Here is a 13,789-nt window from a genome sequence, read left to right on the forward strand (position 1 = left end):
CCCGCATCGTGTCGCTGACGTGGGCGGATGCGCGCGATGCGGTCTTGATGTCGCTCGGCGATTAGACTGGACCGTCGTGATCACCGCGACCGACCTCGAAGTCCGAGCGGGCGCCCGGACCCTGCTGTCGGCGCCCGGCTCGGCGCTGCGCATCCAACCCGGCGACCGCATCGGGCTGGTCGGACGCAACGGCGCAGGCAAGACGACGACTCTGCGCATCCTGGCCGGGGAGACCGAGCCCTATGCCGGAACCGTCGTGCGCAGCGGCGAGATCGGGTACCTGCCACAGGACCCCAAGGAGGGCGACCTCGAGGTGCTCGCCCGCGATCGGGTGCTCTCGGCGCGCGGGCTCGACTCGATCATGCGCCAGATGGAAAAGCAGCAGGCGCTGATGGCCGAGGCGGCAGACGACAAGGTGCGCGACAAGGCGGTCGTGAAGTACGGGCAGCTCGAGGAGCGATTCTCCGCACTCGGCGGCTACGTCGCCGAGTCCGAGGCGGCGCGGATCTGCCATTCACTCGGCCTGCCCGACCGTGTGCTCGGTCAGCCGTTGCGCACTCTGTCCGGTGGCCAGCGACGACGAATCGAGCTGGCGCGCATCCTGTTTGCCGCTTCCGACGGTGCCGGGAAGTCGGACACGACGCTGCTGCTCGACGAGCCGACCAACCACCTCGACGCCGACTCGATCACCTGGTTGCGGGGATTCCTGCAGAACCACGAGGGTGGACTCGTCGTCATCAGCCACGACGTCGAGTTGCTCGCCGACGTGGTGAACCGGGTGTGGTTCCTCGACGCGGTGCGTGGTGAGGCCGACGTCTACAACATGGGGTGGAAGCGCTACCTCGACGCGCGCGCCACCGACGAGCAGCGGCGCAAACGCGAACGCGCGAACGCCGAGAAGAAGGCGTCGGCGCTGCGCACACAGGCCGCCAAACTCGGCGCGAAGGCGACCAAGGCCACCGCGGCGCAGAACATGCTCAAACGCGCCGACCGCATGCTCGACTCCCTCGAGGAGGAGCGGGTGGCCGACCGGACCGCGAAGATCCGCTTCCCGGATCCCGCCACCTGTGGCAAGACGCCGTTGATGGCGTCGGGGTTGACCAAGAACTACGGCTCCCTGGAGATCTTCACCGGGGTGGATCTCGCGATCGACAAGGGCAGCCGCGTGGTCATTCTCGGTCTCAACGGTGCCGGTAAGACCACCTTGCTCAAACTGCTCGCCGGGGTCGAGACACCTGATCGGGGTTCCCTGGAACCCGGATACGGGCTCAAGATCGGTTATTTCGCGCAGGAACACGACACCCTCGACGACGGGGCGTCGGTGTGGGAGAACATCCGGCACGCCGCCCCCGATGCCGGTGAACAGGACCTGCGCGGCCTGCTCGGTGCGTTCATGTTCTCCGGTGCGCAGCTCGACCAGCCCGCAGGCACCCTGTCCGGTGGTGAGAAGACGCGCCTGACACTGGCCGGATTGGTGTCCTCGGCGGCCAACGTGTTGCTCCTCGACGAGCCCACCAACAACCTCGACCCGATCTCGCGGGAACAGGTCCTCGACGCCTTGCGCAGCTATACCGGGGCCGTGGTCCTGGTGACCCACGACCCCGGTGCCGCCGCCGCGCTCGATCCGCAGCGCGTGATCCTGCTGCCCGACGGCACCGAGGACCACTGGTCCGAGGAATATCAGGAACTCATCGAACTCGCCTGAGACCGGCCGGGGTCACCCCGACCGATCCCAGACGAACGATCGTCAGACGTTCGAGGGCCAATACGCCTTGCGGAGAATGCCTTTCACGAGCTTGCCGGTGGGGGTCCGGGGTAGGTCGTCGACGAAGTCGACCGAACGGGGCACCTTGTAGCCCGCGATCTTCTCGCGCGTGAAGTCGAGCAACTCGGCGGCGAGCTCATCGGAGGGTGAGAACCCGGGCGCGAGTTGGACACACGCCTTGGCGACCTCGCCGAGATCGGGATCGGGGACGCCGATCACACCGACATCGAACACGGCCGGATGGGTGACGAGGACGTTCTCGGCCTCCTGCGGGTAGATGTTGACCCCGCCGGAGATGATCATGAAGGCCTTGCGGTCGGTGAGGTAGAGGTAGCCGTCCTCGTCGACGTAGCCGACGTCGCCGGTGGTCGACCAGTTGTCGTGCGCGGGGTGCCGCGCCTGCGCGGTCTTCTCCGGGTCGTTGTGGTACTCGAAGACGGCCTCCTCGCGCTCGAAGTAGACCAGTCCGACCTCGCCGGTGGGCAGATCGTTGCCGTCCTCGTCGCAGATGTGCACCACGCCGAGTAGCGGCTTGCCCACCGAACCAGGATGATCCAGTGCCTCCTGGGGTCCGATGAACGTGGCTCCGGCCGCCTCGGTGGAGGCGTAGTACTCGTGGATCACCGGGCCCCACCACTCGATCATGGCGCGCTTGACCTCGGCCGGGCAGGGCGCGGCGGCGTGAATAGCGACCTTCATGCTCGAGACGTCGTACCGGGAGCGGACCTCCTCGGGCAGTTTCAACATGCGGATGAACATGGTGGGCACCCACTGGCTGTGGGTGACGTGGTAGGTCTCGATGAGCCGCAGGGCTTCCTCGGGTTCGAAGCGGTCCATGAACACCACGGTGCCGCCCACCGAATTGGTGGTGCCGCAATACCGCAGTGGCGCAGCGTGATACAGCGGCGCGGGGGAGAGGTAGACGGAATTCTCGTCGAATCCGTACATCGGGGCGAACACCGCGGTGTAGGCGTCGGGGATCTCGTCGACCTGGCCTTGCGGCAGTGGGGTCTGGATTCCCTTGGGCCGTCCGGTGGTTCCCGACGAGTAGAGCATGTCGGTGCCGCGGGGCTGATCGGTTCGCGGCTGCGACGACGCGCTCGCGAGGACCTTCTCGTACGAGTCGAAGCCGGGCAGTTCGCCGCCCCAGACGAGTCGGTGTCCGGGTGCGGCGAGGGCGGGGAGTTCACCCGCACGCTCTACGGCGTGCGCCACCGACGCCCCCGCGAAGACAACCTGCGCGTTGGAGTCGGAGAGGATGTAATTGGTCTCCTCGGCCGTCAGGTGATGGTTGATCGCGGTGACGTACATGCCGCTGCGCAGCGCCGCCCAGTAGACCTCGAAGATGTGCAGGTCGTTCTCGGAGACCACGGCGATCGCATCCCCGGACTTCAGGCCGAGGGAGTGGAGATGATTGGCCAGGCGTGTGGAGTTCTCGTCGAGTTCTCGGTAGGTCAACTGCTCGCCGGTCGAGGCGCGGATGACGGCGGGCTTGTCGGGGGTACGGGCGGCGAAGACTCCAGGGAACACGATCTCTCCTCATCGGCGATGACAACTGTAAGCAAGGTTATAGCGAGCGCTCACTCGGTAGGTGAGAATCTGTCCGAATCGCCCGAATCCGTTTATCGTCGTCACATGCCATTCGAGGTCCGCGTTCTGGGCGCGCTGGCGGTGCATGTCGACGGGGTCGAGGTGCCGTTGGGGGGCCCGCTGCCACGAGCCCTGCTGTCGCGTCTGTTGATCGCGGGTGGCGAGGTGGTGTCGGCGTCGACGATCATCGACGATCTGTGGCATCAGAGCCCGCCACGGACGGCCACCGGAACTCTGCAGGCTTATGTCTCGACGCTGCGACGCGTTCTCGAGCCGGCGCACGCACAGAAGTCGCCGGAGGTGCTCGTCCGCACCGGAAGCGGCTACCGATTGCTCATCCCTCACGACGCAGTGGATGCGAATGTCTTTGTCGCACAAGCGCAGCGAGGGCGCGCCCTACTCGAGTCCGGCAACGCCGCGGCGGCGCGTGACATCCTCGCGCAGGCGCTGGCCCGGTGGCGCGGACCGGCGTACAGCGACATCGAGGGTTGGGAGTTCGCCGAGATCGAAGCCACGCGCCTCGCCGCGGTGCGAGCCGACGCCGTCGACGACCACCTCGCCGCGACGAGTGCATGTGGCGACCACGAGTCGGTCATCGTCGAGTTGTCCGCCCTCCTGCGTGCCGATCCGCTGCGGGAGAAGCGCTGGGAACTGCTCGCTCTGACGCAGTACCGTGCGGGTCGGCAGGCGCAGGCATTGGAGAGCCTGCGGACTGCGCGCGGCGTGCTCGCCGACGAGATCGGCGCCGATCCCGGACCGTCGCTGGTGGCCCTGCAGGAAGCCATCCTGCGACACGATCCCGGTTTGATCGTCGACGTGGAGCACGACGCCCACGCTCGTCTGGGACGTCACATCCCGGTCGCGCTCACTTCCTTCGTCGGGCGGCGCGACGACCTCGCCGACATCGAGCGCGCACTAGGAACCGATCGACTGGTGACGCTCACCGGACCGGGCGGCATCGGCAAAACACGTCTGGCGATGGCGGTTGCCGCGGCGCGCTCCGACCACGACGGTCCGTGGTTCGTCGAGGCCTCGGGCACCCGGGATCACGACTCCCTCGTCGAGGCCACGACGCGCGTGCTCGGCGTCACCGCGAGTGGTGGAGTCGACGTGCTCACCGCACTGCTGAGCTCGCGCCGAACGCTACTCGTCCTCGACAACTGTGAGCACGTGGCAGGCGAGGTCGCGAAGCTCGTCCTGGCGCTGCTGACCGGATGCCCCGGCGTGCGGGTGCTCGCCACCAGCCGGGTGCGGCTCGGTGTTCCCGGTGAGCATGTCCACGTTGTCGGACCGCTGCGCGAGGCCGCAACACTGTTCACCGAACGCGCGCCTCGCGCCGCGCGCAGCGAGGACCCGGCCGACATCGTCACCCTGTGCCGGGCCCTCGACAATCTGCCCCTGGCAATCGAACTCGCGGCCGCGCGGACCTCGATGTTGTCGGTGCGGCAACTGCACCACCTGTTGATCGATCGCTTCGCACTGCTGCGTACCGCGCGAGCCGCGTTACCGGGTACGGCGGGTGAGCGTCACTCGAGCATGTACGCGGCCATCGAGGGGTCCTACCGTGCCCTCGACGAATCGCAACGGCGGTTGTTCGAGGCGCTGACGGTGTTCGCAGGCGGATTCGATCACGGCGCAGCCGAAGCGGTGACCGGACACGGGTCGCGTCTGCTCGGTGACCTCGAGGCGCTCATCGACTCCTCGATGGTGACCGTCCTCGGTGGCGACCCGCGGCGCTACCGCATCCTGGATACGCTGCGCGAGTTCGCCGTCGACCATCTTGATGAATCCCGCGCCGCCGCCTTGCAAGCAGCGCACCTGCGGTGGGTGCGCGCGATGAGCGCCGAGGTCGATGCGGGACTGCGCGGTCCCGACACCCTTGCCTGGACGCGTCGTCTCGACGCCGAGATGCCCAACATTCATGCGGCGCTGGCGCGGTGCCGCCACGCCGACCCGGCGGCGTACACGCAGATCGTCGGTGGCATCTTCTGGTACTGGTACCGTCGCGGCCACGTCGACGAGGGGCTGCGAATGCTGCGACCGGCCCTGACGGTGGCCGACGACCCTGGCATTCCCGTTGTCGACAGGCTGCGTGCGCTGTGCGGCGCGCTCGTGATCGCCTATCTCGCAGGTGATCTGGATGTGCTGCGCGACTCGATGGGGCGTCTTGACGCGACTCTGTCCAGCGCGCCACTGGACATGACCAGTCGTGACGACCGTCTTGCCCACGCCGATGCCGCGGTGACCCTGGGATTCTTCCAGGGTGGTGCCGGTGCGGTCGAGTCCGGCATCGCCCTGGCTCGCGGCGCCTTGTCGGTGGCGACGTCCGACGGGCTGCCGCAGGTCGCGGCGGAGGCCCGGATGGCGCTCGGCGCCGCGTGTTTTCGCGCCGGTGACCACGATGCGGCCGATGACGAACTCGCCCTGGCGGTCGAGCTCGGGCGCGAGTGCGGATACGACTGGTTGGTCGCCTCGGCGTTGTGGATCCATGCCAAGAACGACATCGCGCGCGGCCGGGTGCACGGCCCGGCACAGGAGAAGCTGACCGAGATGATCGCGGCCTGCGAACGGATCGACGATCTGACGTCCTGGATGGTGGCCGTCTACACGCTCGCCTACGTCGAGTTCGTCCGGGGCGAACACGAGGCCGCCGCCTGTCTGCTCGGGGTGGCCGACCACCACGGTGCAGTGACCGGATATCGGCCGGAGCGGATGGACATCATCGATCTCGCCTCGTACGGACACGAGATGACCGAGGGGATCGACGCGCAGGTGCTGGGGGAGGGGATGGCGACGGGTCGTGCGCTCGAGCGCGCCGCGGTCGCCGAGCTGATCCGCGAACGCGTCGCCGCGGCGGGCCGGAATCCCGCGATCGGGTAGATCGCGGGTATGGGCGGAGATCAGTTCTCGCCGGCCGGGTTCGCCGTGGCCGGGTCGCTCTCCAAGTGATTTACCAGTGCCACCGATCATGCTGTCGGCACCGAGTTCTCCGTCATCGGAGAGCCCCGATCCACCGAGGACATGTCCCATGATCATCGAGAATTCCCCATCCGCGGAGTCGACGGGTACCGATCCCGGCCGTCGGAGAACCGACGATCTCTCCCCCGACCCCACGTTGCCGACCAACCGGGTACAGATGATCGGGTCGGCCCTCGTGGTCGGCGCGATGAGCTGGGGAGTCGCACTCACGTGTCTCGACGGTGTGGACGGGTTCGGTGCCCCCTCACTCCTCACCGGGATCGCTGCGCTGATGTTCCAGGCGGCGCTACTGGGGTTGCTGCACCTGCAGTACCGCGATCGGGCCATGACCGGTAAGGGTGGCGCCGCGCGGGTGGCGCGTATCGGATACACGGCGCAGGCCGTGGTGCTCGCCGGCGCGATGGTCTCGACCACGCTCGACGCGTTCTGGCTCATCCAGGGCTCGCTCGTGTGGACGGTGTTCGACTCGTGCTGGCCGTTGTCGATGCTCGGCATGCTGATCATCGGCATTCGCGTCGCGATCGCCGGTCGTTGGCATGGCGCTCTGCGGTGGCAGACGCTGTTCGCGCAGAGCTGGCTGGTGTGGGGAATCCCGTTGTCGGCGTTGGGGTTCGTCGGTTCAGTACTCGGTGGTGCGCAGATCGTCCTCGGGTATGGGGTCCTCGGCGGGCTGCTCGTCGCGTGGCCCGCCCGGGGACGAACGGCGTCGACCGCGTGGTCACACGACAGGTGACTCCCGCACGGGCGGCGGGGATCAGGCGACGCTGCGGCGCAGTGCTGCCTCGATGGCGTCGCCGACCATGGGGTCGCCCACCGTGAGCCGGAAACCATGTGTGCCACAGACCTTGCCCTGAATTCCCGATCGGGTCAGCAGGTGGTCGAGGGTGAGTCCGTCGGGGCCGGGGACATAGACGAAGTTGGCCTCACCGGCCAGCGTGGGGTAGCCCAGTTGCTCGAGTTGCGCTGCCAGCCGAGTGCGCTCGGCGCGGACGGCTCCGACCCGATCTCGGATCTCACCGTCGGCGCCGAGCACCGCCGTCACCGCGGCGGCGGCGGTGGTGCTCACCGCGAACGGCAACTCGCGTCTGAGGATCCCCGCCATCGCCTCGTGACCGCCGAATGCGTAACCCGCGCGCAGTCCGGCCAGACCGTAGGCCTTCGAGAACGTGCGCAGCACCACGAGGTGCGCACATCGCGAGATCAGGTCGAGCACGTCGGGTGGCGACGAGCAGTACTCCACATATGCCTGATCGAGCACCACTCGGGTCGACACCGGAATCCGGGCGAGCAGGTCGGACAATGCGTCCGCGTCGACGGTGAGTCCGGTCGGATTGTGCGGTGAGCACACGATGACCGCTGCGGTGTCGGGTCCGATCGCGGCGGTGAGCGCCTCCAGGTCCGGGCGACCGCCGGCGTCGAGCGGCGTGGTGCGCAGGTGGCCGCCGATCATGCCGGCCAGGAGTGCGAATCCGTCGAAGGTCGGTGCAGGCGTGAGGATCACCGGCGACGAGATCCCGCGGATGCGGGCGCGCTGCACCGCATCGGCGAGGATGGCGTGGGCCAGGGCGGTCGCGCCCGGCCCGACGCTCACCTGGGCGGGGTCGAGTCCGATGTGTGCGGCGATCGCGCGGCGTGTGGTGTCGGCTCCGAATTCGGGGTAGCGATGGACGGTGTCGGACGCCGCGGCGATCGCCGCCGCCACCGAGGGCGGTGGCGGCAGGTGTGACTCGTTGAGATCGCAGCGGATCACGAGCGGCCCGACCACCGCACGGCGGCTGCCGCGGCGAAATCGCCGGCGTGAGCGAAGGCCGCCATCATGATCACATCCGGGTCGCGCAGGCGGCCGCTGTCGATCAGTGCGTCGAGTGTCATCGGGATGCCCACGGCGAACAGGTTGCCGCACTCCTCGAAGGTGTCGGGATGCCGCTCGGCCGGAAGTTCCAGTGCCTCACGCCAATTGCGTAAGAAGATGCGGTTGGGTTGGTTGGTGATCAACCAGTCGAGATCGCGGGGTCGGATGTCGATGGCCGTGGCGGCCTCGATCGCGACCTCGGGGACGAGCCGATTGCCGCGGGTCAGCACCTTGGCGATCTTGGACTCGGTGAAGCCGACGTGGATCTGTCCGGGGCCCGATTCCCAGTACTTGCGGGCCGGCTCGGACACCGCGGTCATGTCCGCCGAATACTCACCGTGCGAGCGGCATACGGTGGTCAGCACCGGATTGGGGCCGTCGCCGAGCATCAGGGTCGCGACCGCCGCGCCGTCGCCGGGGATGGCGGCCTGCGCCTTGCCGCGTACCTGCTCCTGGGTGAAGATCTGTCCGGCACTGTTCTGGGCCAGCGCGAGGAGCGCCGTGCCGCCGCCGCGGGCACGCAGCAGCGCTCCGCCGACCTCGATCATGTGCAGGAAGGCGGCGCAGCCACCGTTGTGCACATCGAGGACCGTGGTGGGGCGCAGGCCCAGACGGTGGGCCAATTCGCCCGCGCACCCGCGCACCGGGACCTCCGGCAACTGGCTGTGGGTCACCACGATGTCGACGTCGTCGAGGTGACCGGCGCCGTGACGGGCGATGAGTCGTTGCGCCGCGGCCACCATCATGTCGGCGTTGGACTCGTCGGCGCCGGCATGGTGGCGGTGGGCGGGTGCCCGGAACATGACGTTGTCGGCGAGGTCGTCGTCCAGCGCGAACTGCGCGAAATATGCTGCCGGAACCCGGTTCTCGGGGCGGTACGTCGCGATATCGCCCAGGTACAGGTCGGTCGGCTCGGCATGTGCGGTCGTCTGGGCACGTGCGGTCATCTTCTCATCCATTCGGGGGTCAGCGGCAGGCCGGTGCGATGGCGGCGTTCGGCGATGGCGGTGAGATTGTCGAGTTCGACCTGATGGCCCGCGGCGAACATGTCCCACAGATCGCCGACCCACTCCTCACGACCGGGCGGGACGGTGTCGGGGAAGGGATTGCGGTCGTAGAACGGATGGCGGCAATTGGTCCACAGCACGACTGATCCCGGCCGGTTCAGCACGAGGTGGGCGTCGACGACCCGCATCAGATAGATCATCCAGAGGTGATCGGGTTGGTCCCAGGCACAGTGGTAGTCGACGGTCATCGCTCCCGGGTCGGCGACGGTGCGGACATAGATGGCGGTGTCGGTATTGAGCCGGTCGGTACCCACCCACAGCCCGGCGGTCTCGGTCCGGCGCAGATCCCTTGTGCTGTAGGTCCATTCCTCCAGAGATCGGGTGTCGGAAAGCCAATCGAACAGTTCTCGCGGCGGTGCGTCGACGTATCCGTGCACTGTGCAGAACTCGCCGTAGATCTGATCGTGCGGATACACCGACCGCACCCGGTCGACGAGCATCGGGGTGCTCTGCGCACGCGAATGCGTCTCGACCCGGATGACGCCGGGCAGCGGTTCGGCGGGATCGAGATCGGAGAGAGCGCCCGTGGTATCGGTGGTCATCGAACTCCTCTGCGTAGGGGGTGAAACGGCGGGATCTCGTCGGGATCGGTGTCGACGACGAGGCAGGCTGGGCCGGGCCGCGTGAGCACGTCACGGGTGGCCGCGTCGAGGTCGCGAGGATCGGTGACCCGCCGGACCGGCAGGTCGGGAAACATCGCCGCGAGCCCGGCCGCGATATCGGTGGGACCGAAGGTGTTGAGCCCCGGCGTATCCGGGAAGAAGATCCGTTCCCGGGTGACGCACATGCCATGCGCATTGTTGTTCGCGACGATCAAGGTCATCGGTGCCCGGTGTTCGATCGCGGTGTGGATCTCCATGCCGTGCATCAGGAACGATCCGTCGCCGGCGATGACGACTGTGCGTGTAGCGCTCCGGACATCGTCGGCGCCGGCGATCGCCACCCCGACGCCCGCCGCGATCGCATGACCCATGCCGCCCATACCGAGGGCGATCGCGAATCGCCCACGCCCGAACGGAAGATGGTGCACCGCAGCCGCTCCGATGTTTCCGGCATCGGCGAAGACGACTGCGTCATCGGGCAGCTGCCTACCGACGGCGTCGATGACCGCGCTCAGCCGCGGCAACGCAGAGCCGGGGTCGAGGTCGGGGAGGAGCTCCACGGCCCGCCGATCGAATCGAGTGTCGTCCGGACCGCGCCGGGTACCGATTCGACGGCGTAGCTGCTCGACGAGGTCGGACACGGCGTCGGCGAGGTGCCCGCACGGAATGTGCTCGGTGCCGGGAAGTCTCGGGGCGTGGGCGCCGAGGTGGATAACCGTGCGGGCGGCGAGGAACTCGTCGAGGCCGGCACGGTCGGTCAGGGTCATCCGGCAACCGAGCACCAGGCAGGTGCGCGCGTCGGCGATCGCACGCGACGCGGACGGATGACCCATCACCCCGGTCACGCCGGCGCATCCGGGTCCCGCGACGTCGCGCCCGCCCGGGGCGACGACCACCGAGGCGCCCAGCAGGTCGGCGAGCGCGTGGACCGGAGCCGACAGCCCGGCACGCGAGGCCTCGTCACCGACCCAGATGCAGACCCGACCGCGATCGGCCACCAGGCGATCGATCGTCGCGGTGAGGTCGGGAACGGCCGGCGGCTCCACCGGTCGACGCGATGGTGGGTCATGGTCGGAGTGGTGCTCGGCGGCAATGTCTTTCGGAATCACGATCACCGCGGGCGACGATCGCTGCAGCGTCTGCATGGCCTCGTCGAGGACCGTGTCGATCTCGGTGGCCGACCGTACGACGCCGACACTTCCGGCGACCCCGGACAACGTGGCACGCAGATCGATGGTGTCCGGGGGATCGAGCATGTCCTGGAAAGCGCCGCATCCGACGGTTGCGGTGGCCGGCGCGCCGATCACGGTGAGGACGGGCACCCGGCTGTCGTACGACTCGGCCAGCGCCGCAACCACATTGAGTGCGCCGCCACCGGAGGTGGTGAACACTGCGGCGGGACGCGCGAAGATCCGGGCGACGCCATCGGCCATGGCCGCCGCGGCGAACTCGTGTTTGGCGATCACCGGCCGGGTCCGGCCGGCGTGGACGGCCGCGTCGAAGAGCTCCTCGATGTTCGCTCCGTGCACGCCGAAGATCGAGGTGATCCCTTCGGCGTGCAGGCGCTCGACGATGTGGTCGGCGACCCTGCGGTCCCGACATCGACTGGTCATAGGTGTCAGCGGGTGCTCAGGAAACGGTCCATGGTGCGCTCGGCGAGTGCGGTGATGGTCAATGACGGGTTGACCAATCCCACCGCGCCCGGGGCGAACGAGCCGTCGACGACGTAGAGGTTGTCATACCCGCGGACTCGGCCCTCGGCGTCGGCAGCCTGCCCGACGACGACCCCGCCGAGCCCGTGGAACGTTGCGCCGGAACCGAATCCGGAGAGCCGGTCGTAGATCGGGATGCCGTTGGCCGGGTGGCCGAACCGCGTCTCGGTCCGCTGATGGAAGTGCTGGGCGAAGGCGATCGCGCGGCGGTCCAGGACGCTGGAACCTTCGGGGTACGGGTAGTTCAGCTGCGTCGCGCCGGTGGCGTGGTCGTAGTCGATGGTGCCGCGCTCGTCGGTGTGCACCTGGATCAGGTGTGTGGTCGCCAACGAGCCCGCGGGTGCGGGGAAGGGGCTGGCCTGATAGATCATCGTGGCCGGTCCACCGGGCAGCCGGTCCTCACGGATGCGGGCATAGCCCGGACCGCCCTGGATCGGCCCGTGCTGGTCACGGAGCGCGGTGCGCACGATGAGGAAGTCGCCGTTGCCGCCGAAGCCGTTGCCGATCTTCGGCGACAGCCGGGGGAGCGTGCCCTGTGCGCGGGCCCGGACCAACAATGACGTGGTGTTATAGGAGCCCGCGGCCATGAAGAGATGGTCGGCTTCGGCGGTGACGACGCGGACCGTACGCCGCGCGTCGTCGATCAGCCGGGCCCGCACGATATAGCCGGGCCGCCGTGAGCGTTCCCGGATCTCGAAGACCTCGTGCATGGGTTTGATCGTCACGAATCCGGTCCGCTCGGCGGCGGGTAGGTAGTTGTGATCGACGGAGTTCTTGGCGCCGCTGTTGACGCCGTAGGACAGGTCACCGATCGAGACGCCGGGCTTGGCGCGTCCGGCGAGTTCGGCACGCACCCGATCCCAGTCGATGGCGTACTCCACGAATTGCGGTGCGATTCCGTAGCGTTCGAGGATTCTCAACCAGGAACGCGCGCCCACGTAGTTGGGGTGGGCGAGGATGTCGTCGGGCAGGCCCGAGGTGTTCAGCATCTTCCGGGCCCGCGGGTAGTACTCGGCGGCGAGCTCGTCGTAGCCCGTGCCACCGGGGAACACGGTCTCGAAATCTGCCTTGTCGGGCTGGAGGGTGAACGCGCCGAACACCAGGGAACCGCCGCCGACGCCTGCGCCGTGCACCGATTCGATGCCGTTGCCGCGGATGGTGTCGAGAACGCCGGGATAACGCTGGGTGGGTACCCGACCGACGCTCGAGATCCCGGCGGTGTCGTCGAACCACGCGGCACGGCGGTCGGGTCGGTCGAAGGTCGCGAAGGTGTTGCCGTTGGGGCGGATCGGCCAGCGCCGCCCCCGCTCGAACACCGTGGTCGTGATCCCGGCCTCGCCCAGGCGAAGTGCGGCCACCGCACCGCCGAAGCCGCTTCCGATGACGATCGCGGTGGCGCCGGGAGCCGGTGCTCCCGGCGCGGCCGATGCCGGTGTCCCCGACGGGGAACCGAGGCCGGCGGGCCCGAGTACGGCGGCACCGAGCGCGCCGGCCCCGGCACCGCGCAGCACGGAACGTCGGCTGATCGCAACCGAAGAAGAATCTGAACGCATCCTGTGAAGATATCCAGAAAATTAGGCCAGGCAAACCTTTGCTGACCGAGGGTGATCTACTTCACAGCGATTCGCTCACTGGGCCCGTGGGGGCGCCCCGCGACACGCGGACCGACTCCTCGACGAGGTCGAGTACATCGTGGAGATCATCGGTGGGCTGACCGGTCGCCAGCCGGGTGATGAGCCCGTCCAGCACGAGGTCGAGATACTTCACCAAGACCTCCGCGGGCACATCGTCACGAAGGCGGCCGGAGGCGCGCCCGCGTTCGAGTCGGGCGAGCGTGGCCTTCTCCACATCCGCCGAATGCGACATCCAGGCATCACGAAAGCTCTTGTCCGTCCGCAACTTTCGTGCGATCTCCAGACGCGTGCCGAGCCAGTTGAAATCCTGGGGACGGGCCAGCACATCGCGCATCACCTGCACGAGGCCCTGTTCGGCTGCCACGTCGGCCATGCGCTCGGCGTCCTCGGACGCCAGTGCCAGGAACAGGGCTTCCTTGTCACGGAAATGATGGAAGATCGCGCCGCGGGACAGCCCCGTCGATTCCTCGATGCGTTTGACGGTGGCACCGTCGTATCCGTACTCGGCGAAACAATGCCGCGCGCCGTCGAGAATCTCCCGACGACGCGCGGCAAGTCGGTCATCGCTGACCTTGGGCACTTGAGTTG

Annotated in this window: 10 protein-coding genes; 3 read left to right on the top strand and 7 right to left on the bottom strand. The window is 68.1% G+C overall.

What is annotated here, in order from left to right; all coding sequences use genetic code 11:
• Positions 1-76: 76 nt before the first annotated feature.
• The gene (locus AC5ZH6_RS12315) at positions 77-1,705 is read left to right on the top strand and encodes an ABC-F family ATP-binding cassette domain-containing protein (protein WP_014359975.1); all 1,629 of its coding nucleotides are present in this window, start codon (positions 77-79) and stop codon (positions 1,703-1,705) included.
• 42 nt (positions 1,706-1,747) lie between these two features.
• On the opposite strand, the gene AC5ZH6_RS12320 is transcribed toward AC5ZH6_RS12315, so the two are convergent.
• Positions 1,748-3,295 carry an acyl-CoA synthetase gene (locus tag AC5ZH6_RS12320; protein ID WP_014359976.1) on the bottom strand — a complete coding sequence of 516 codons (1,548 nt, stop codon included), beginning with the start codon at positions 3,293-3,295 and terminating at the stop codon, positions 1,748-1,750.
• A gap of 105 nt (positions 3,296-3,400) precedes the next feature.
• Between AC5ZH6_RS12320 and AC5ZH6_RS12325 the strand changes: the two genes are divergently transcribed.
• Together AC5ZH6_RS12325 and AC5ZH6_RS12330 are read left to right on the top strand one after the other, a co-directional pair.
• Positions 3,401-6,235 carry an AfsR/SARP family transcriptional regulator gene (locus AC5ZH6_RS12325; RefSeq protein WP_014359977.1) on the top strand — a complete coding sequence of 945 codons (2,835 nt, stop codon included), beginning with the start codon at positions 3,401-3,403 and terminating at the stop codon, positions 6,233-6,235.
• Between the two features lie 148 nt (positions 6,236-6,383).
• A complete protein-coding gene (locus tag AC5ZH6_RS12330) occupies positions 6,384-7,067 on the top strand; it encodes a hypothetical protein (RefSeq protein WP_014359978.1) in 684 nt (227 codons plus the stop codon).
• A gap of 21 nt (positions 7,068-7,088) precedes the next feature.
• Here AC5ZH6_RS12330 and AC5ZH6_RS12335 read toward each other — a convergent pair whose 3' ends face one another.
• The 6 genes from AC5ZH6_RS12335 to AC5ZH6_RS12360 form a co-directional block, all read right to left on the bottom strand.
• Positions 7,089-8,084 (bottom strand): pyridoxal phosphate-dependent aminotransferase, encoded by a 996-nt coding sequence (locus AC5ZH6_RS12335; protein WP_014359979.1) that lies wholly within the window; start codon positions 8,082-8,084, stop codon positions 7,089-7,091.
• On the bottom strand, positions 8,081-9,133 hold the full coding sequence (locus AC5ZH6_RS12340; protein ID WP_006370090.1) for a 3-oxoacyl-ACP synthase III family protein: 1,053 nt from the start codon (positions 9,131-9,133) through the stop codon (positions 8,081-8,083). Before AC5ZH6_RS12340 ends, AC5ZH6_RS12335 begins: the two co-directional genes overlap by 4 nt.
• Positions 9,130-9,795, bottom strand: a complete 666-nt coding sequence (locus AC5ZH6_RS12345) for a hypothetical protein (RefSeq protein ID WP_006370091.1) — start codon at positions 9,793-9,795, stop codon at positions 9,130-9,132. The genes AC5ZH6_RS12340 and AC5ZH6_RS12345 overlap by 4 nt, the downstream gene beginning before the upstream one ends.
• Complete coding sequence (locus AC5ZH6_RS12350) at positions 9,792-11,468, bottom strand: thiamine pyrophosphate-binding protein (protein ID WP_014359980.1); 1,677 nt, start codon at positions 11,466-11,468, stop codon at positions 9,792-9,794. The genes AC5ZH6_RS12345 and AC5ZH6_RS12350 overlap by 4 nt, the downstream gene beginning before the upstream one ends.
• A 5-nt stretch (positions 11,469-11,473) precedes the next feature.
• Positions 11,474-13,120, bottom strand: coding sequence for a GMC oxidoreductase (locus tag AC5ZH6_RS12355; RefSeq protein ID WP_196813421.1), 1,647 nt, complete (start codon positions 13,118-13,120; stop codon positions 11,474-11,476).
• Positions 13,121-13,181: 61 nt separating this feature from the next.
• The gene (locus AC5ZH6_RS12360) at positions 13,182-13,781 is read right to left on the bottom strand and encodes a TetR/AcrR family transcriptional regulator (protein WP_014359982.1); all 600 of its coding nucleotides are present in this window, start codon (positions 13,779-13,781) and stop codon (positions 13,182-13,184) included.
• Between the last annotated feature and the right edge of the window lie 8 nt (positions 13,782-13,789).

The organism is Gordonia sp. YC-XJ4 (assembly GCF_059511865.1).